Source organism: Rhizobium sp. BK418 (assembly GCF_004341105.1).
Classification (GTDB): domain Bacteria; phylum Pseudomonadota; class Alphaproteobacteria; order Rhizobiales; family Rhizobiaceae; genus Rhizobium.
Genome location: NZ_SLZK01000002.1, coordinates 812883 through 830608, shown reverse-complemented (window position 1 = coordinate 830608; position 17726 = coordinate 812883). Strand labels below are relative to the sequence as shown.

Genomic DNA, 17726 nt, shown 5'->3' with positions numbered 1-17726 from the left:
AATGATTTTTTCGAAGAAACGGTAAACATCCTATAGCTTCTACAAATCACAAAAATTTTTTACTCATGCTGTCATATTTGACGCCACATTTGCGCAAATTTAGGGGCCGTTAACCATAATACGAAGCGAAATTCGGCTCGCGAAAATTAGAAAGTAGGAATTTTCTACTCTTTACGGGTTATAGCCCGTTCACCCGAACGAGAGGGCTTCATCAGCCCTTCCAGCGGCCGTTTTGCCAGAGTTGGGCGAGCGACATCGGATAATTCGGGAAGGCAAAATGAAAGCCTGCAGCCTTTAATTTTGCGTTGGAAACCCGCTTGTTCTCACCATAGAAGGAGCGAGCCATCGGCGTCATCTCGGCCGTTTCGAAAGCCTGTTCCGGCGGCGGCTCGACACCCATCAGGCGGGCCGCTTCGACGATGACGTCCTGCGCCGGGCCGGGCTGATCGTCGGTAACATTATAGATGCCGTTCAGCGCGTGCTCTGAGAGGAAGCGGGCGGAAGCACCGATATCCTCCACGCGGATGCGGTTGAAGACCTGGTCTTTCTTGATGATGCGACGCGCCGTGCCACGGTTCAGATTGACGAAGGCATTGCGTCCTGGCCCATAGATGCCCGAGAGACGCAATATCGCCGCCGGCACGCCGCGCGCGCGTCCGAGTGCCAGCCAGCCCTGCTCCGCCTCCAGTCGTTCCTTTGAGCGGCCCGAGACCGGAACGCAACGAGTTTCTTCCGTCACCCAGCCGCCCTTATGGTCTCCATAAACGCCGACAGTGGAAAGATAGCCGATCCATTGCAGCTTCGGCAGAAGGAACGTTCCATCCTGGCCGAGTAATGTAAGCAGCGGATCGACATCGCGCGGCGCGATTGACTGGACGAGATGGGTGACGTCTGCCATCGCCGCTTGCAGCTCATCGCTCAAGGTCTCGCCATCGAAGATGGAGGCTTCGATCCCGGCGTTACGCAGTTCTTCGGCTTTCTCCTGCGACCGCGTCGTGCCGGAGACGCGCGTGCCGCTCTCGCCAAAGGCCTTGGCGATGGCAGTGCCGGAATAGCCGCAGCCAAAGATCATCACGTGCATCACCTTACTCCCGCCAATCGCCATTCTCCGAGGACGTCCTCGTCCGACTCATTGTCCCTTTGTGCGGCAAAGATGCCAAATTCGCCAGCCTCCATGAGTCGCGACAATGCCCAGACCGCCATGCCGCGAACGATAGGCGAGGCATCGGCGGCGAGCAGGCGACATCGCTCGATGAGGTTTCGTTCGCCGGAATTGCCGGCAGCGATCAGCACGTTACGGATGAAGCGGTCACGGCCGATGCGCTTGACCGGCGAGCCGCTGAAGAAGGTACGGAAAGTCGGATCGTCGAGCGTTAGAAGGAAGGCGATGGAAGGCTCCTTCAGGTCCTGGCGCGCTTTGAGCTTCATTTCCGAGGCTTCGCTTGCAAACTTATTCCACGGACAGGCGGCAAGACAATCATCGCAGCCATAGATGCGATTGCCGATCAACGGCCGGAATTCGGGATCGATCGGTCCCTTGTGCTCTATGGTCAGATACGAGATGCAGCGCCGCGCATCGATCTGGTATGGCGCCGGAAATGCAGCCGTCGGGCAGGCATCGAGGCAGGCGCGGCAGGAGCCGCAATGATCCGCCTCCGGCATATCTATATTGAGATCGGCTGTGGTGAACATGGAGCCGAGGAACAGCCAGGAGCCATGCTCCCGGCTCAGGAGATTGGTGTGTTTGCCCTGCCAGCCGAGACCGGCCGCCGCCGCAAGCGGCTTTTCCATGACGGGTGCGGTATCAACGAAGACCTTCACATCCGCACCGGCCTTGGCGGCAAAACGTGTCGCAATCTCTTTCAGCCGGCCTTTGATGATATCATGATAATCACGATTGCGGGCATAGACGGAAATCGCCGCCTTGTCCCTCTTGCCAAGAATGCTGCGTGGATCCTCGTCCGGCCCGTAGTTGAGGCCGAAGACGGCGACGGAGCGCACGTCGCTCCAAAGCGTCCGCGGATCGCCGCGGCGCTCCTGTGTCTCCGCCATCCATTCCATCGTCCCGTGCCGGCCTGCATCGATGAACTGGCCGAGTCGTTCCTTTGCCTCCGGAATGGAATCCGGACGGGTGATGCGGCAGAGATCAAAGCCGAGGGCGACAGATTCCGCCTTCAGGAAGGTGGTCAAATTGTCGCGGCGCTTGCGCTCTTTTATATCATCGGTTCTTGCGTCGGGCATGAAAAGCCCTCGTCAGAAATCCAGATCGGCATAATGGGACACCGGCGTCAGACCGCGTACGCGCTCGGTCAGAAGCGGGCGGAATGAGGGGCGCGATTTCAGCCGCTGGTACCAGTCCTTTGCGAGCGGCGATTCCGACCAGTCGATCTCGCCAAGATAATCAAGGATCGAGATGGAGGCCGCCGCCGCAAGGTCGGCATAGCTCATCCGGTCGCCGGCGAGCCACTGACGCGAGCCCGCAAGCCAGGTGAGATAACGCATATGCTGGCGGATATTGGCGCGCGCCGTGCGCAATATCTTGGAATCCGGGGCTCCGCCGCCCTGGTCAGCCGTCATCTGCAGCTTATAGACGCGTTCACGCGCCAGCGGCTTGGTAACGTCATTTTCCATCTTTTGCATGAACCATTCCGTCAGGCGGCGGATTTCCGCGCGCTGGAACGGATCTTCGGCGAGCAACCGGCGGTCGCGTTTCAGCACGCCGTGCGTCTCGTCGAGATATTCGGAAATGACGGTCGCGCCACAAAGCGCTCGCATGCTGTCATCGACATAGACAGGCAGCGTGCCGGCCGGATTGAGCGCCAGGAAGTCGCGGCGCTTCTCCCAAGTCTGTTCCTCGATCAGTTCCGCCTGATAGCCGTATTCCGCCAGGATGAGCCTGACGAAGCGGGATGCGGACGACATGGGATGATGATAAAGCGTGGGCATCGATACTCGGACTTTAATTGCGGTAAATGGGCTAAAGGGCGCGCCGATTATACCGCCCTAGTCATGACTCATTGGTTGAAGCTATAGGAGCTTGGCCCCTCCAATACAAGCGAATCGGGCCGTACCTGCCTAACAAGGGACAAAACACGGCTGCATGAACCATCGCAACTTCCGCTCGCCTTTTCTTTCCCCGCTCTGGCGAATGATGATGGTGCAGTGCAATATAAATCTGATCGCAATTCCAGTCCGACCGAACCCCAAACCGGAGACACTTTATGGACTATCTAAGCTCTATAATTCTGGGCATTATAGAAGGGATTACCGAGTTCCTGCCGATCTCGAGCACCGGCCACTTGATCATTGCGGAACAATGGTTCGGCGCTCGTAGTGAGACGTTCAATATCGTCATTCAGGCAGGCGCGATCCTCGCCGTCACGATCATCTACTGGCGCCGTCTGCTCGATCTGCTGCTCGGCTGGCGCGATCCCAAGAATCGGGACTACGCCTTCAAGCTGATCGGCGCCTTTCTGATCACGGCGGTTCTCGGGCTTATCGTCAAGAAGCTCGGTTTCGAACTGCCTGAAAACGCCACACCGGTTGCCTGGGCGCTCATCATCGGCGGTATCTGGATGATTTTTGCCGAATGGGCTGCCGCCCGCCGGCCGCCAAGCTCTCACATCACCTGGCTCGTCGCCATTCTTGTGGGTATCGCCCAGATCGTGGCCGGCGTCTTCCCTGGTACATCCCGCTCCGGCGCCACGATTTTCGTCGCCATGCTGGCCGGCACCGGTAACCGCGCTGCGGCGACCGAATTCGCCTTTCTCGTCGGCATTCCGACCATGTATGCGGCAAGTGCCTTCTCGCTGCTGAAAACCCTCAAGGATGGTGGTGCGGCAAACGAGGATTGGACCGCGCTCGGCATTGCCTTCGTCGTTTCCACTGCTGTCGCATTCATCGCCGTCAAATGGCTGCTTGCCTATATCAGGAGCAACCGTTTCACGGTCTTTGCGATCTATCGCATCATTTTGGGTGTCGTGCTGCTCGGCATGGCGATGGCCGGCATGATTGCCTGAGGTCGCTGAACCTCCGAGCGCTCGAATAGGGCCGCTCACGCCAGGATAAAGATGAAAGCCGGTTCGAAAGGACCGGCTTTTTTAGAACATATCGCGCAAAACTATGCAGCGGTTTGGCGACAATGACATGCGTGGAACAAGATTTGAAGCGTAAGCGGATTTGAAATATCGCAAACGCTTTAGTGGGTAATGGAGGCCGTCGAGCAGGGATCGACGCCGTAAGCCGGCGAGCAACCGCCCTTCACCGCTGCGACCGAGCCCGGCGCAATGAAGGAGCCTGCGAGGATTACCAGTGCCGCACACGCAAAAAGAAGCGCGATTGACTTACCCATCAGAAATAGCCTTTCACAGTGATTGCCGCACGCCTGCGAGGCGCTTTGAGTCTTTGTGGAGACGCGCGGGGTGTTTAGTCAGTGGAATGGCAAATAGCAATAAATGTTCCTGCTAAATTTGATGTTAATTCCACTAAATTTCCTATGCGTCTTTTCTGCAACGTCACACACTATGGAACGCGTCTTAACACGCCAGACTTGCGCCGGATTTACCATTGCAAAAAAGAAGCGCCGCCCGCGAAGGTTCACGAGCGGCGCTTGCGCTGTCGGCTATCGATTATCAGGCAGCCTTGCCGGATCCGGTATATTGGCCGTGCGGGCGGTATTGCACGAGATAGGAGCCGAGCACCGAAGTCACCATCGTCGGCGTGATGCCAAGGCCTTTCAGGGTACGGCCTTCAGCTTCGGCCTCCTTCGAAACGACATTATCTTGCTTAAGCAGCTTGACCTGATCCGGCGTGATTGGCGGTGCAATGAATGGCACGAGCGACGCAATGCTGCCGATCAGTGATGCGATGCCGAAGGGCAGCGAAACGAGTCGGTTCTTGCGGGCCGTGACCTTGAGCATTGTCTCGAGACATTCGCGGAAGCTCAGAACTTCAGGGCCACCAAGCTCGTAGATCTTGCCGCCTTCGACTTTGCCATCGACGGCACGGGCAACGGCCTCGGCGATATCCTCGACATAAACAGGCTGAAACTTCGTCTTGCCGCCGCCGACGAGCGGCAGAACCGGGAACAGGCGCGCCATGTCGGCAAACTTGTTGAAAAAGCTGTCTTCCGGGCCAAAGACGATAGACGGGCGGAAGATCACCGCGTCCGGCTTGATCGACAAGATCGCGGCTTCCGCACGGCCCTTGGTGCGGCCGTAACTGGAATGGGAACCGGAGTTGGCGCCGATGGCGGAGATATGAGTGAGCGTCGCACCGGCGTTGCGGGCCGCTTCAGCCACGGCACGGCCGCCGAATTCCTGCACGGCATCAAACGTGTTTCGGCCGCTCTCGAAGAGGATGCCGACGCAGTTGATGACGTGGTCAGCACCTTCGACGGCGCGATCGATCGAGTTGCGGTAGCGCAGGTTGGCCTGAACGAAGGAGATCTGACCGACATTGCCGAGCGGCTGCAGAAAGCCGGCGAGATCCGGGCGACGCACTGCAACGCGGATGCGGTAACCGCGCTTTGCCAGCGCACGCACGACGTGTCTGCCGATGAAGCCGGACCCTCCGAACACGGTGACGAGCGGCGGCAGGTTGGCAAGGGTCATGGCAGGCTCCTCGAAAGGCTTTGGAATGCTGTGATGGATTTCGTCTTAGCCGAATCCCGGCGCGACGAAAAGGGCCATCGCGCCGCAGTTTTCACCCGTCGAAACTGGCTTAGATACCTTCGACGACAACCATTTCGGCATCGGCTACTTCCTGGCGGATTTTCGCGGCGGCTTGATATTCCGGCGAATTGTAGCAGTCGACGGCATGCTGCATCGAGGGGAATTCGATGACGACATTGCGGGCGCGCGCCTTGCCTTCGAGTTCGGTGAATGCGCCGCCACGGGCAAGGAAGTTTGCACCGTATTTCTCGAAGGCGGGCTTTGCGGTTGCCACGTAGTCCTTGTAACGCTCTGGGTCGCGCACGTCGACGCGGGCGATCCAATATCCCTTGCCCATTATTCTCTCCCTTTCATCGGTTTGCCGGCCAGAGCGCGGCGACCATTTCATTGAGGATTGCCCGTGCCGCTTCCCGCGGTTCCGGCGCCTTGACGATCGGGCGGGCGACGACGAGGTGGGTGGAGCCGGCCTTCAGCGCATCCGAAGGCGTCATCACCCGCTTCTGGTCGCCCTTTTCGGCGCCGGTCGGGCGGATCCCGGGTGTGACGATCGCCATATCCGGCCCGATGATTTCGCGCACGCTGGTCGATTCCTCGGCCGAGCAGACGATACCGCCCATGCCGGCCGCATGCGCCTGTTCGGCGCGGCGCGCGACGAGTGCCTTCGGATCATATTGGTAGCCTGCCTCGATGAGGTCTTCCGCATCCATGGATGTCAGTACGGTGACGCCGAGCAGACAGAGGCCGGAGCCCTTTGCAGCTTCTACCGCCGCTTTCATCGCTTTCGGATAGGCATGCAGCGTCAGCATCGACATGCCCATCTTGGCGATGTTTTCAACGCCGGACGCGACCGTGTTGTCGATGTCGAGCAGCTTCATGTCGAGAAAGATCTTCTTGCCGCTTGCGGCAAGGTCGCGAGCAAATTCGAGCCCGCCCGCAAAGACGAGCTGGTAGCCGATCTTGTAGAAGAGAATGTCGTCGCCGAGCGTGGAAACCAATCTTTCCGCTTCGCCAATCGTTGGAACATCCAGTCCGACGATCAACCGCTCGCGTGCGTCCATCTCAAATCACCCCCGCCAGTCTTCGATGGGTGTCCAGTCGCATGATAAGCGCCGATCCGCAAGGCCGAAAGCATAGAGATTGCCGCCACCGACCGGCTGGTCACGATCACGCGCGATCGGTGCGCCCATCAAATGGCATTTCAGCAGCGTTCCGACGCCGCCGTGGCCGATGAAAGCAATCGGTGCATTCGGATCGTGCGAACAGAGGATCGCTTCGACCGCAGAGACGATGCGAGCTTGCGCATCCGCGGCCCGCTCCCAGCCCTTGAAGCTCTCCTGCGGATGGGCGAAGAACCAGTTGACGGCCTCTTCGAACCTGTCCGGCGGCAGGAAACCTGTAGCAGAGCGGTCGTTCTCATGCATGCCATGCATGATCTCGATTTTTACGCCTGTAGCCGCGGCAAGGATTTCCGCCGTTTCGATCGCCTTTGTCTCATCGCTGGAGACGATGCGGGCGAGCCGCTTCGCCCAGTCGCTCGCAGCAGCCTTACGGGCGCGCTCGACGCCAACGTCTGAAAGGCCCCATTGGGGAACGGGAACCGCAGGGTCGATCTTGACCTGCGGGTGGGTAATATAAAATCCAAACATTTATCCGCGCCGATAGATCCAGAGTTGAGCCGGCGGAATATTGCGCACAATGAAATCAAAATGATGAATGCTGTAACGATCGGGATTGGCAATGATTGGTGAGACCGCGCCATAGGAGATCTGCACCATCGGCCGCCCGGCCGGCATACGGTCCAGCAGATTTTCCAGCAGTGCGATGCGCGCCTGCATCGGGAAGTTCAGGAGCGGTATGCCCGAGACAACGCAATCGAATTTTTGATCCTTGAACGACCCGAGCGTCCTGTCGAGATCGAAGGCGTCGCCATTGATGAAATTCACGCCCGGGTAAAGGCGCAGGAGATGCTCGTAAAAGTCCGTCGAATATTCGACAGCAACGAGCTTCTCCGGCTTCACGCCATGGGCGAGGATCGCCTTGGTGATGGCTCCGGTGCCGGGGCCGAGCTCGAGAATGGGCAGATCGGAGTACGGATTTGCGACGCTCGCCATCTTGCGGGCGGTGATCGAGGAGGTCGGAACGATGGAACCGACTGTCTTTGGCCCCTGCATCATGCCTTTGAAGAAGCGGATCTCTTCGTCAAACTTTCTGCCGAGCCTTTCCTTGAGCCGCAATGCCATGCCGTCCTCCCATGCTTGCTGTTCACCCCGCCCTTAATTGCAGGAGGGTGAAGCAAAAACAAGAGGCGACGTCGCAATCAGGAAAGTTTTGAAGCCAAAAACGACGCGCGTTTAAACGCGCATCGGCATCAGCACGTAGAGGGCGTCGTCGCCGGCGGTGTCGCGCACGAGTGTCGGCGAGCCGGCATCGGCCAGCAGGAAGATCGCCTCGTCGCCGGAAAGCTGCGCTGTGATGTCGAGCAGATACTTGGCGTTGAAGCCGATCTCCATCGGATCCGTATCGTAGCCGACGGCAACTTCTTCCGTAGCGCTACCGGAATCCGGATTGTTGACGGTGAGGAGGAGCTGACCATCGGATAGCGCGAGCTTCACTGCGCGGCCACGTTCCGACGAGATGGTCGAGACGCGGTCGACGGCCTGGGCGAAGCTTGTGCAGTCGACGCGCATTTCCTTGTCGTTATTGGTCGGAATGACGCGCTGGTAGTCAGGGAAGGTGCCGTCGATCAGCTTCGACGTCATCACGATAGAGCCGATGGTGATGCGGATTTTGGCATCGGAGACTTCGACGGTGACGATCGCGTCCGGCGCGTCGACGAGCTTTTGCAATTCGCCGACCGTCTTGCGCGGAATGATGATGCCCGGCATGCCTTCCGACCCGGAGGGTGCGTCCACATCGGCGCGGGCCAGGCGATGGCCGTCGGTAGCGACGGCGCGCAGCTTCAGGTCGCCGCCGCTTTCGATCGTATGGAAGAAGATGCCGTTCAGATAATAGCGGGTTTCTTCGGTCGAGATCGCAAACTGCGTGCGGTCGATCAGCATCTTCAGGTCGCTCGCCTTCAGCTTGAAGGAATGCGTGAAGGTACCGGCGGTCAGATCCGGGAAATCGGATTCTGGCAGGCACTGCAGCGAGAATTTCGAACGGCCCGACTGCACGTTCATGGAGCCGCCATCCTGCGTGGTGGCGAGCAGCACTTCCGCGCCATCGGGAAGCTTGCGCACGATGTCGTAAAGAAGATGGGCGGGAACGGTCGTGGCGCCAGCCTGCTCGACATTGGCAGGCGTCGCTTCGGTGATTTCCAGATCGAGGTCGGTCGCCTTCATGTCGAGGCTCTGGCCGTCCGCCTTCAAGAGAACGTTGGACAGGATCGGGATCGTGTTGCGGCGTTCGACCACGCGGTGGACGTGGTTCAGCGACTTCAAAAGGTTTGACCGCTCAATAGTAATACGCATGGGATGCTACCGCTTTCGACCTTCATTGTCCGGGCGCCTGCAAGCGCCGCGTCACTGCTTTCCCCTTGGGAGAGGGGAGTGGACAGGCAAAATGGCAGAACTTTGCCAGCGATTGCAAGAGGCATGGCTGCCCGCAGGTCCGCAAATGCCGTTTTGCAGTGCAATGCTCACAGAAATTGCGGCCCCTTGTCGAAGCAGCGCCGCTCGCCCATAAAGAGAAGAGGCCGGCGGGACGAAAGCGAGTGACATGACGGAAGAGACGACAGCGGAAACCGGCGCCCGGCGCGGCTTTCGCGTGCACAATATTGCGGTGCCGGCGCGCCCGCTTGAACAAGCTCTCTATCTCGTCGCCACACCAATCGGCAATCTCGGCGACATTACCCTGCGCGCACTGGAAACGCTTGCGGGTGCCGATGTCCTGGCATGCGAGGACACGCGGGTCACCCGCGTTTTGCTTGATCGTTACGGCATCCAGAACCGCCCTTTCGCCTATCACGAGCATAATGCCGATGAGGCCGGGCCGCGGCTCCTGCAGGCACTTGAAGCCGGCAAGTCGGTGGCGCTGGTCTCCGATGCCGGAACACCGCTCGTCTCCGACCCCGGCTATCGTCTGGCACAGCAGGCGATCGAGGCTGGCTACCGTGTCATTCCCATTCCTGGTGCCTCCGCGCCACTTACCGCCCTCGTCGGCTCGGGCCTTCCGAACGACGCCTTTCTCTTTGCCGGTTTCCTGCCGACCAAGGACAAGGCGCGCCGCGACCGGCTCGCGGAATTCATGAGTGCGCCGGCCACGCTGATCTTCTTTGAATCGCCTCATCGCATCGGCGCGACGCTGCTTGCCGCAGCCGATGTGCTCGGCGGTACGCGCCAGGCATCTGTCTGCCGCGAGCTGACCAAGACCTATGAGGAGTTCCGCCGCGGCACGCTCTCCGAACTGGCCGGCTATTATAAAGAGCATGACAATGTGAAGGGTGAGATCGTGCTCGTCATCGGTCCGTCAAAGGACGAGCCGGCGACCGAGGCGGATGTCGACGCGGTTCTCGCGGATCTTTCAAAATCCCTGCCGACGGCCAAGGCCGCGACGGAGGCGGCGCGCCTGACCGGCCTGCCGCGCAAGGTGCTCTATCAGAAGCTTCTCGATATGAAGGCTGCGGATGGCTGACGGCGAGGTCACGTTCCGCAGGAGAAAGGCGCTGCGCCGCGGCTGGGCGGCGGAATATATCGCCGCCGTTTTTTTGATGCTGAAGGGCTATCGCATCCTCGCCCTACGCTACAAAACGAAGCTCGGCGAGGTCGATATCATCGCCCGCAAGGGGGATCTTGCTGTCTTCGTTGAGGTCAAGGCGCGCGCCGACGAGATGGGCGCGGTAAATGCCGTCTCCTATGCCTCGCAAAATCGCATCAGGGCCGCCAGCGATCTCTGGCTCGCCCGCCAACGCGACTATGCCATTCTCTCTCAACGGTATGATATCGTTGCGGTATTACCGGGAAAGCTCCCCCGGCACTTCCCGGATGCTTTCTAGGTGCGCGCATGAAGCCGTCAGTGACCGTGCCCCTCCAACACATGGATGAGTCAGCTTTCATTAAGATTTTAGCGTCTGCTTGAACGGGCTTTTACGACTCTTTTGCTATCCACGGCGCAGCTAGGGGTAGCAAATTGGGGGTGTTCCATGGCCTGGAAGATGATGCTTGCAACCGCCGCCGCTGCGGCTGCGCGGTCGGTGCCTTATGCCGCGTTGAAGCCATCTGGCAAATCTTTCGTCGCGCAGGCAAGTGACGGCATGGTGCTGAAGTCGACGCCGATCAATCCCGACTGGATCATCAGCGGCAATCCGCAGGCGCGTACCGCAGAACATTCCCGCGGCCATGACGAGGCATCGCTGACGGCGATCTGGGACTGCACATCAGGTGAATTCCGCTGGCGTTTCGGCTGGGACGAGACCGTGATGATCCTCGAAGGCGAGGTGCATGTCACAACCGAAGACGGCATAGAGCGCACGCTGCAGGCCGGCGATGTCGCCTTCTTTGCCGGTGGCACCTGGGCGAGCTGGCGGGTGGACAATTACGTCCGTAAGGTCGCCTTCCTGCGCAAGCCTTTCCCGAAGCCGCTCGCCATCGCTTACCGGCTGCGCAACCTTTTGCGCAACAACGGCGGCAATGGCATCGCGGCCTGAAAATAGCGCGCGCTGAAGTTTCCCGAGGCGTTTGATTGCCGTTGCGTTTGATGCCTGACCGACCTACATCTGGGCGGCATCAGCTCAAGGGATGGAAATGGCCAAGATCAAGAATGTAGCGGTCCAGATGGACCATGTCGCCGGCATCAATATCGCTGGCGATTCCACCTTCGCCATGAGTATTGAGGCGCAGGCGCGCGGCTACAAACTCTTCCATTACACGCCAGAGCGCCTGAGCTTCCGCGACGGCAAGCTCTATGCGTCCGTCGAGCCGATGGTGCTGCGCGATGTAAAGGGCGACCACTATGAGCTGGGCGCGCCGGAGCGTGTCGACCTGTCGACCATGGATGTCGTCCTGCTGCGCCAGGACCCACCCTTCGACATGGCCTATATCACCTCGACTCATCTTCTGGAGCGCATCCATCCGAAGACGCTCGTCGTCAACGATCCGGCCTGGGTGCGCAATTCGCCGGAAAAGATCTTCGTCACCGAATTTTCCGACCTGATGCCGAAGACGCTGATCACCAAGGATCCCGCTGAGATCCGCCGCTTCCGCGACGAACTGGGCGATATCATCCTGAAGCCACTCTACGGCAATGGCGGCGCCGGCGTTTTCCATTCCACCAGGGACGACCGCAACCTGTCCTCGCTGCTCGAGATGTTCGGCCAGCTCTTCCGCGAGCCCTTTATCGCCCAGCAGTATCTGCCTGATGTGCGCAAGGGCGACAAACGCATCATTCTTGTCGACGGTGAATTTGCCGGCGCTATCAACCGCGTCCCGGCAGAGCATGACAGCCGCTCCAACATGCATGTCGGCGGCCGCGCCGAGCCGACCGAACTGACGGCGCGCGAGAAGGAAATCTGCGAGCGCATTGGTCCGGCTCTCCGCGCACGGGGCTTCCTGCTCGTCGGCATCGATGTGATCGGCGATTACATGACCGAGATTAACGTGACGTCTCCGACCGGCATCCGCGAAGTGAAAAAATTCGGCGGCGCCGATATCGCAAGCCTGCTTTGGGATGCCATCGAGCGTAAGCGCGCCTGAAGCAATTCCGGCAAAAGTCTCGAGCTATTTTGTGTTTGGAATTGCGCGAAAAAGGGAAACTCAAGCAACAGAGCACAGCAGTTTGTGCCCGAAAAAGGCGTTCCGCGTTTGATCGCCTTCGTTCCAACTTTACAACCCGTCGCAATTTGATTGCAGTTGATAGGCGAATCCGTTCGCTCATCGTTCTTGTTTTATTCTGAGTTCCATGCCAAGTTGTGACCGCCTTCATAGGCGGGGTGTAAATAATACGGGGCAGGGGCATGGTCGCGCGCGTCAGTACGGTGGCGTTTCAGGGTATTGAAGGTGTGCCGGTCGAAGTCCAGGTGATGGTTGCTCCCGGCAAAATGGGAATCCAGATCGTCGGCCTGCCGGACAAGGCGGTGGCCGAAAGCCGCGAGCGGGTACAGGCAGCCTTGCATGCCTCGGGTCTCGCACTGCCAGCAAAGCGCGTGACAGTCAATCTCGCGCCTGCCGATCTTCCAAAAGAAGGCAGTCATTTCGATTTGGCCATCGCACTCGGCCTGATGGCAGCACTCGGCGCCATTCCAGCGGATGCCTTGTCTGATTATGTCGTTGTCGGCGAACTCAATCTCGATGGCACGATTGCCGCGATCGCTGGCGCGCTTCCGGCTGCCATTGGAGCGAACGCCACCGGAAAGGGCTTGATCTGTCCAGCTGAAAGCGGTGCGGAAGCCGCTTGGGCGGGTCCTGAGGTCGATATCCTGGCGCCGCGCAGCCTGATTGCGCTTGCCAATCATTTCCGCGGTACGCAGATCCTCTCGCGTCCGGAACCATCCATTCGTCCCAACGCGGCAAACCTGCCCGACCTTTCCGAGATCAAAGGACAGGAAAGCGCGAAGCGGGCGCTCGAAGTAGCCGCCGCCGGCGGCCATAATCTTCTGATGGTTGGGCCGCCCGGTTCCGGCAAGTCGATGCTGGCCTCTAGGCTGCCGTCTATCCTGCCGCCGCTTTCAGCAGCCGAGTTACTCGAAGTCTCGATGATCCAATCCATCGCCGGCCAACTGTCCGGCGGCAAGCTCTCGGATCGCCGGCCGTTTCGAACACCGCACCATTCGGCGACCATGGCAGCCCTCATCGGGGGCGGGCTGCGTGCCCGACCAGGCGAAGCCTCGCTTGCTCACCACGGCGTGCTCTTCCTCGACGAGTTTCCGGAATTTGCGCCCCAGGTGCTTGATGCTCTGCGCCAACCGCTGGAGAGCGGCGAATGCATCATCGCGCGGGCCAATCACCGCGTCTCCTATCCGGCACGCATTCAGCTCGTTGCGGCCATGAACCCGTGCCGTTGCGGCATGGCGGGCGAGCCTGGCCATACCTGCGCCCGCGGGCCGCGTTGCATGACCGACTATCAGGCCCGCATCTCCGGACCATTGATGGACCGCATCGATATCCGCATTGACGTGCCGGCCGTTTCTGCCGCCGACCTCATCCGGCCGACAACGGCGGAAACGAGCGCGGATGTCGCAAGACGCGTTGCGCGAGCCCGCGACATTCAGCGCGAGCGTTATGCCGCTGCGGGCGCCTCGGGGATTTCCACCAATGCCGGCTGTTCGACCGCGATGATCGAAAAATTTGCTGAGCCGGATGCAGCAGGATTGCAGCTATTGCGCGATGCCGCAGATAAGATGAAGTTTTCCGCCCGCGGTTATCACCGCGTCCTGAAGGTTGCCCGTACGCTTGCCGATCTCGACGGCAAGGACACCGTTGGCCGTATCCATCTGGCAGAGGCGATTTCGTATCGCGTGGCCGGCGAGAGGCTGACGGCGGCAGCTTGAAGAGAGAAGCGAATAGGGCGTGGCGAATAGCGAATAGATAAAGGTTGCCGATACCGAGCAGCTCTTCAGACTATTCGCTATTCGCTATTCGCTATTCGCTATTCGCTATTCGCTATTCGCTATTCGCTATTCGCTATTCGCTATTCGCTCAGTTCCCCAATCCCTCAAACAACGCCGTCGAGAGATAGCGCTCGGCGAAGGATGGGATGATGACGACGATGTTCTTGCCGGCATTTTCCGGGCGGCGACCGACTTCGATGGCGGCCATCAGTGCCGCGCCCGAGGAGATGCCGACCGGCACGCCTTCGAGCCTCGCGACAAGCCGCGCCTGCTGGAAGGCATCGTCATTGCTGACGGTGACGACTTCATCATAGATGCTGGTATCGAGGATCTTCGGGGCAAAGCCGGCGCCGATGCCCTGGATCTTGTGCGGACCGGGCGTGCCGCCCGACAGTACCGGCGAGTCGGTAGGCTCGACCGCCACGACGCGAATATCCGGTTTGCGGCTCTTCAGCACTTGACCGACTCCGGTGATCGTGCCGCCGGTACCGATGCCGGCGACGAAGATGTCGACCTTGCCATCGGTGTCGTTCCAGATTTCCTCGGCAGTCGTCTGTCGATGAATTTCGGGGTTGGCCGGATTTTCGAACTGCTGTGGGATGACGGCGTCGGGAAGTGAGGCAGCAAGCTCTTCGGCCTTGGCAATAGCCCCCTTCATGCCCTTTGGTCCCTCGGTCAGCACCAGTTCGGCGCCGAGCAGGGCCAGCATCTTGCGGCGCTCGACGGACATCGTTTCCGGCATGGTAAGGATCAGCCTGTAGCCCTTGGCAGCCGCAGCGAAGGCAAGCGCGATGCCGGTATTACCCGACGTCGGCTCGATCAGCACGGTCTTGCCGGGAGAGATCTTGCCTTGCGTTTCCAGGCTTTCGATCATCGCCACACCGATGCGATCCTTCACCGAGGCTATCGGATTGAAGAACTCCAGCTTGGCGAGGATGTTGGCAACTACGCCTTTTTCCTTGGCGAGTTTGTCGAGGCGAACGAGCGGCGTGTCGCCGATTGTGTCGGTAATGGAGGAATAGATGCGGCCGCGGCCCGGTTTGTGCGACATGGGTGCTCTCCCTATGAAATCCATTCTGAAATCTGCGGAGAGAATAGGGTCAAACGGGCGGTGAGGCCAGAGTGGCTTCATCCGCCACTCGCGCAAGCCAGAGAAAAAATCCTTTGAAACCCATTCGTTGCCGAATGTTTATTTCAGGCCGCACGGGTGGCGATGAAGGCCGCCGTGCCCGCCAGGATGCTTGCTGCAACGCGGTTCAGCGTCTGCAATGCGCGCGGCTGCTTCAGCATCGTGCGGGCGCGCGAGGCAAGCAGCATATAGGGAATGAGCACGATCATCAGCACCATGAAAGTGATGGCGAGCAGTATGACATATTCGCGCATTCCGACGCTGTTGAGATCAATCAGCGTTGGCACAAGCGCCACATAGAAGAGCATGGTCTTCGGATTTCCGAGCGTCACCAGCAGGCCGGACAGGAAGGACATGCCAGCGCTGCTGGATTTTTTCGCGGCGATATCCTGCGGCAGCAGGCCGGCAGTCCAGAGCTTCCAGGCGATATAGCCGAGATAGAGCGCACCGGCGATCTTGATGACGAGAAATATCTCGGTGAAGGTCTGTGCCACGAAGGCAAGGCCGAGGATAACGGCGGTCAGATAGGTCATGTCGCCGAGCACCAGACCGAGGCCCATGAAGAAGGTCTCGCGGAAGTTCGAACCGAGCGCACGTGCGACGATCGCCGTGATTCCTGGGCCGGGAATGGCGGCGGCGATGAACAGGGCGCCAGCGTAGGCGATCAGGGCGGCAAGGCTCATCTTCGGATCCAAGAGATTGTGTCATCTTCCTATAGGGCGCCAGGTGGGCTTCATCAATCGCCTCGTGCTGATCTGTCCATAACCATAAAGAATAGGTGGGCTGGACCATGATCTACTTGGCAAGTGACCCGGCCTTGCTATTTTCTCCTTGCAAGCGGCCGTAGATACGGCCTGCCGCGGCCTCCCCCAAGCCGTCGGCGCAGAAGGATTTCATCACCAAGGAGAGAATGCATGTCGCCTACCTCAGCTGAAGCCCGCAGACGTTCGCCGCTCAAGACTCCTTCCGACCTGCCGACCAACGCGATCACCGATATCTCGGCCGCATTGACCGCGATGCTCGCCGATGTCTTCGCGCTCTACGTGAAGACCAAGAATTTCCATTGGCACATGTCCGGTCCACATTTCCGTGACTACCATCTGCTGCTCGACGAGCAGGCAGAGCAGATTTTTGACATGACGGACGAAGTTGCTGAGCGCGCCCGCAAGATCGGCGGCACAACGCTGCGCTCGATCGGCCAGATCGCCCGTCAGCAGCGCATTCCGGACAATGATGCAGATTATGTCACCCCTGAGGACATGCTCTCGGAACTCCGCGAAGACAATCTTCAGCTCGTCTCCATCCTGCGCGAAGTGCATGAAGTCTGCGACGAACACAATGACGTTGCGACTGCCAGCCTGATCGAGAATTGGATCGACCAGAGCGAACGTCGCGTCTGGTTCCTGTTCGAAACGACACGCCAGCAGAAGTAATCGCTTAGCTTCTGGTCGCCGGCAGGCGAACGAGCCGGCCTGGCGACCAGCCGAGATTCATGCCTGCGGCGGCAAGCAGAATGACCACCGCCCCAGCGATCTGCATCGGCTGTAATGCGTGGCCGAAGGCAAGGCGGTCGACCAGAATGGCGGCGACCGGATAGATGAAGGATAGAGCACCCGTCAGATGCGTCGGCAGCTTCTGGATCGCGCCATAGAGCAGCACATACATGAGGCCGGTGTGGATGACGCCGACGGCGGTCAAGATCAGCCATGATCCTGCATCGACCGGAAGATTCTTAAAATCGGTCATCGGTGCCAGCATGACAATGCCGGTTGAAACCTGGATCAGCGCGATCAGATGCGGCGGCGTACCGCGCAACCACTTGGCGGCAAGTGCAGCGAGCGCATAGAAGAAGGCAGCGCCAAGCGCCATCAGGATGCCGAGACCGTAACTGCCTGAGATGGCATCAGCTTGCGGCTTCGCCTCGACGATGACAGCCATGCCGCTGAAGGAAAGCCCGAGCCAGAAGAGCTTGGTAGCTGTGATCTTCTCGCCGAGGAACAGCGCGCCAAGCGCAAGCAGCATGAAGGGCTGCGTATTGTAGACTGTGGTCGCAATCGAGATAGACGCGTGTGAATAGGAGACGAACAGCAGAAGCCAGTTGGAAACGATGGCGACGCCGCCGAAGACGGCAATACCGAACGCACGCAGGCCGATGATGCCAGGCCTGAACAGGCCAAGCGCGGCGCAGATGACGAGCAGGGTCAACGCACCGAAAAAGCAGCGCCAGAAGACCACGCTACTGACGGGCTGGCCAGACATGACGACGAACCAGCCGATCGTTCCCGAGATCAACATCGCTGCCGTCATCTCCACTGTGCCTCTTCTGATTTCAGCCTGCATCGCCATCTCCATTCGTTAGCGGGAAATTGTATTGCGGCATCGC

Annotated in this window: 20 protein-coding genes; 7 read left to right on the top strand and 13 right to left on the bottom strand. The window is 59.5% G+C overall.

The annotated features are described in order from the left end of the window. Nucleotides 1–211: 211 nt before the first annotated feature. Genes EV281_RS10100 through EV281_RS10090 form a run of 3 tightly spaced genes read right to left on the bottom strand, consistent with a single transcriptional unit; the run spans nt 212 to nt 2946 of the window. On the bottom strand, nt 212–1081 hold the full coding sequence (locus EV281_RS10100; RefSeq protein WP_132652942.1) for an SDR family oxidoreductase: 870 nt from the start codon (nt 1079–1081) through the stop codon (nt 212–214). Further along, nucleotides 1081–2241, bottom strand: a complete 1161-nt coding sequence (gene queG / locus EV281_RS10095; RefSeq protein WP_132652941.1) for a tRNA epoxyqueuosine(34) reductase QueG — start codon at nt 2239–2241, stop codon at nt 1081–1083. Before queG ends, EV281_RS10100 begins: the two co-directional genes overlap by 1 nt. A 12-nt stretch (nt 2242–2253) precedes the next feature. Further along, entirely contained in the window at nt 2254–2946 is a 693-nt protein-coding gene (locus EV281_RS10090; RefSeq protein WP_132652940.1) for a glutathione S-transferase family protein, read from the bottom strand. 275 nt (nt 2947–3221) lie between these two features. Between EV281_RS10090 and EV281_RS10085 the strand changes: the two genes are divergently transcribed. Beyond that, nucleotides 3222–4019, top strand: a complete 798-nt coding sequence (locus tag EV281_RS10085) for an undecaprenyl-diphosphate phosphatase (RefSeq protein ID WP_132652939.1) — start codon at nt 3222–3224, stop codon at nt 4017–4019. A 179-nt stretch (nt 4020–4198) separates the two neighbouring features. Here EV281_RS10085 and EV281_RS31085 read toward each other — a convergent pair whose 3' ends face one another. The 7 genes from EV281_RS31085 to dnaN form a co-directional block, all read right to left on the bottom strand. Beyond that, entirely contained in the window at nt 4199–4351 is a 153-nt protein-coding gene (locus EV281_RS31085; protein ID WP_165911864.1) for a hypothetical protein, read from the bottom strand. Nucleotides 4352–4631: 280 nt separating this feature from the next. After that, the gene (locus EV281_RS10080) at nt 4632–5612 is read right to left on the bottom strand and encodes a complex I NDUFA9 subunit family protein (RefSeq protein ID WP_132652938.1); all 981 of its coding nucleotides are present in this window, start codon (nt 5610–5612) and stop codon (nt 4632–4634) included. 109 nt (nt 5613–5721) lie between these two features. Then, entirely contained in the window at nt 5722–6009 is a 288-nt protein-coding gene (locus EV281_RS10075; protein WP_132652937.1) for a DUF1330 domain-containing protein, read from the bottom strand. 13 nt (nt 6010–6022) lie between these two features. After that, nucleotides 6023–6730: an orotidine-5'-phosphate decarboxylase gene (pyrF, locus tag EV281_RS10070; protein WP_132652936.1), complete on the bottom strand. Its 708-nt coding sequence runs from the start codon at nt 6728–6730 to the stop codon at nt 6023–6025. 6 nt (nt 6731–6736) lie between these two features. Then, the gene (locus EV281_RS10065; RefSeq protein WP_132652935.1) at nt 6737–7318 is read right to left on the bottom strand and encodes a histidine phosphatase family protein; all 582 of its coding nucleotides are present in this window, start codon (nt 7316–7318) and stop codon (nt 6737–6739) included. After that, complete coding sequence (gene pmtA, locus EV281_RS10060; RefSeq protein WP_132652934.1) at nt 7319–7912, bottom strand: phospholipid N-methyltransferase PmtA; 594 nt, start codon at nt 7910–7912, stop codon at nt 7319–7321. Between the two features lie 111 nt (nt 7913–8023). After that, nucleotides 8024–9142 (bottom strand): DNA polymerase III subunit beta, encoded by a 1119-nt coding sequence (gene dnaN / locus EV281_RS10055; protein ID WP_132652933.1) that lies wholly within the window; start codon nt 9140–9142, stop codon nt 8024–8026. Nucleotides 9143–9389: 247 nt separating this feature from the next. On the opposite strand from dnaN, the gene rsmI reads away from it, so the two are divergent. The 5 genes from rsmI (at nt 9390) to EV281_RS10030 (ending at nt 14154) form a co-directional block, all read left to right on the top strand. After that, nucleotides 9390–10304, top strand: coding sequence for a 16S rRNA (cytidine(1402)-2'-O)-methyltransferase (gene rsmI / locus EV281_RS10050; RefSeq protein WP_132652932.1), 915 nt, complete (start codon nt 9390–9392; stop codon nt 10302–10304). After that, complete coding sequence (locus EV281_RS10045; RefSeq protein WP_132652931.1) at nt 10297–10665, top strand: YraN family protein; 369 nt, start codon at nt 10297–10299, stop codon at nt 10663–10665. Before rsmI ends, EV281_RS10045 begins: the two co-directional genes overlap by 8 nt. Nucleotides 10666–10812: 147 nt before the next feature. After that, on the top strand, nt 10813–11316 hold the full coding sequence (locus tag EV281_RS10040; protein ID WP_132652930.1) for a cupin domain-containing protein: 504 nt from the start codon (nt 10813–10815) through the stop codon (nt 11314–11316). A 97-nt stretch (nt 11317–11413) separates the two neighbouring features. Further along, nucleotides 11414–12361, top strand: a complete 948-nt coding sequence (gshB, locus tag EV281_RS10035; protein ID WP_132652929.1) for a glutathione synthase — start codon at nt 11414–11416, stop codon at nt 12359–12361. A gap of 260 nt (nt 12362–12621) precedes the next feature. Continuing rightward, nucleotides 12622–14154 carry a YifB family Mg chelatase-like AAA ATPase gene (locus tag EV281_RS10030; RefSeq protein WP_132652928.1) on the top strand — a complete coding sequence of 511 codons (1533 nt, stop codon included), beginning with the start codon at nt 12622–12624 and terminating at the stop codon, nt 14152–14154. 148 nt (nt 14155–14302) lie between these two features. Here the strand turns inward: EV281_RS10030 and cysK are convergent, their stop codons facing one another. Together cysK and EV281_RS10020 are read right to left on the bottom strand one after the other, a co-directional pair. Then, entirely contained in the window at nt 14303–15265 is a 963-nt protein-coding gene (gene cysK / locus EV281_RS10025) for a cysteine synthase A (RefSeq protein ID WP_132652927.1), read from the bottom strand. Nucleotides 15266–15408: 143 nt separating this feature from the next. Next, the gene (locus EV281_RS10020) at nt 15409–16026 is read right to left on the bottom strand and encodes a LysE family translocator (RefSeq protein ID WP_132652926.1); all 618 of its coding nucleotides are present in this window, start codon (nt 16024–16026) and stop codon (nt 15409–15411) included. 231 nt (nt 16027–16257) lie between these two features. Here EV281_RS10020 and EV281_RS10015 point away from each other — a divergent pair, with 231 nt between their 5' ends. Then, on the top strand, nt 16258–16776 hold the full coding sequence (locus EV281_RS10015; RefSeq protein ID WP_132652925.1) for a DNA starvation/stationary phase protection protein: 519 nt from the start codon (nt 16258–16260) through the stop codon (nt 16774–16776). 4 nt (nt 16777–16780) lie between these two features. On the opposite strand, the gene EV281_RS10010 is transcribed toward EV281_RS10015, so the two are convergent. After that, complete coding sequence (locus EV281_RS10010; protein WP_184327298.1) at nt 16781–17695, bottom strand: DMT family transporter; 915 nt, start codon at nt 17693–17695, stop codon at nt 16781–16783. Nucleotides 17696–17726 lie beyond the last annotated feature (31 nt).

Coding starts and splice junctions, on each gene's coding strand:
- EV281_RS10100 (WP_132652942.1), bottom strand. CDS start 1,081: ATGCACGTGATGATCTTTGGCTGCGGCTATTCCGGCACTGCCATCGCC.
- queG (WP_132652941.1), bottom strand. CDS start 2,241: ATGCCCGACGCAAGAACCGATGATATAAAAGAGCGCAAGCGCCGCGAC.
- EV281_RS10090 (WP_132652940.1), bottom strand. CDS start 2,946: ATGCCCACGCTTTATCATCATCCCATGTCGTCCGCATCCCGCTTCGTC.
- EV281_RS10085 (WP_132652939.1), top strand. CDS start 3,222: ATGGACTATCTAAGCTCTATAATTCTGGGCATTATAGAAGGGATTACC.
- EV281_RS31085 (WP_165911864.1), bottom strand. CDS start 4,351: ATGGGTAAGTCAATCGCGCTTCTTTTTGCGTGTGCGGCACTGGTAATC.
- EV281_RS10080 (WP_132652938.1), bottom strand. CDS start 5,612: ATGACCCTTGCCAACCTGCCGCCGCTCGTCACCGTGTTCGGAGGGTCC.
- EV281_RS10075 (WP_132652937.1), bottom strand. CDS start 6,009: ATGGGCAAGGGATATTGGATCGCCCGCGTCGACGTGCGCGACCCAGAG.
- pyrF (WP_132652936.1), bottom strand. CDS start 6,730: ATGGACGCACGCGAGCGGTTGATCGTCGGACTGGATGTTCCAACGATT.
- EV281_RS10065 (WP_132652935.1), bottom strand. CDS start 7,318: ATGTTTGGATTTTATATTACCCACCCGCAGGTCAAGATCGACCCTGCG.
- pmtA (WP_132652934.1), bottom strand. CDS start 7,912: ATGGCATTGCGGCTCAAGGAAAGGCTCGGCAGAAAGTTTGACGAAGAG.
- dnaN (WP_132652933.1), bottom strand. CDS start 9,142: ATGCGTATTACTATTGAGCGGTCAAACCTTTTGAAGTCGCTGAACCAC.
- rsmI (WP_132652932.1), top strand. CDS start 9,390: ATGACGGAAGAGACGACAGCGGAAACCGGCGCCCGGCGCGGCTTTCGC.
- EV281_RS10045 (WP_132652931.1), top strand. CDS start 10,297: ATGGCTGACGGCGAGGTCACGTTCCGCAGGAGAAAGGCGCTGCGCCGC.
- EV281_RS10040 (WP_132652930.1), top strand. CDS start 10,813: ATGGCCTGGAAGATGATGCTTGCAACCGCCGCCGCTGCGGCTGCGCGG.
- gshB (WP_132652929.1), top strand. CDS start 11,414: ATGGCCAAGATCAAGAATGTAGCGGTCCAGATGGACCATGTCGCCGGC.
- EV281_RS10030 (WP_132652928.1), top strand. CDS start 12,622: ATGGTCGCGCGCGTCAGTACGGTGGCGTTTCAGGGTATTGAAGGTGTG.
- cysK (WP_132652927.1), bottom strand. CDS start 15,265: ATGTCGCACAAACCGGGCCGCGGCCGCATCTATTCCTCCATTACCGAC.
- EV281_RS10020 (WP_132652926.1), bottom strand. CDS start 16,026: ATGAGCCTTGCCGCCCTGATCGCCTACGCTGGCGCCCTGTTCATCGCC.
- EV281_RS10015 (WP_132652925.1), top strand. CDS start 16,258: ATGTCGCCTACCTCAGCTGAAGCCCGCAGACGTTCGCCGCTCAAGACT.
- EV281_RS10010 (WP_184327298.1), bottom strand. CDS start 17,695: ATGGAGATGGCGATGCAGGCTGAAATCAGAAGAGGCACAGTGGAGATG.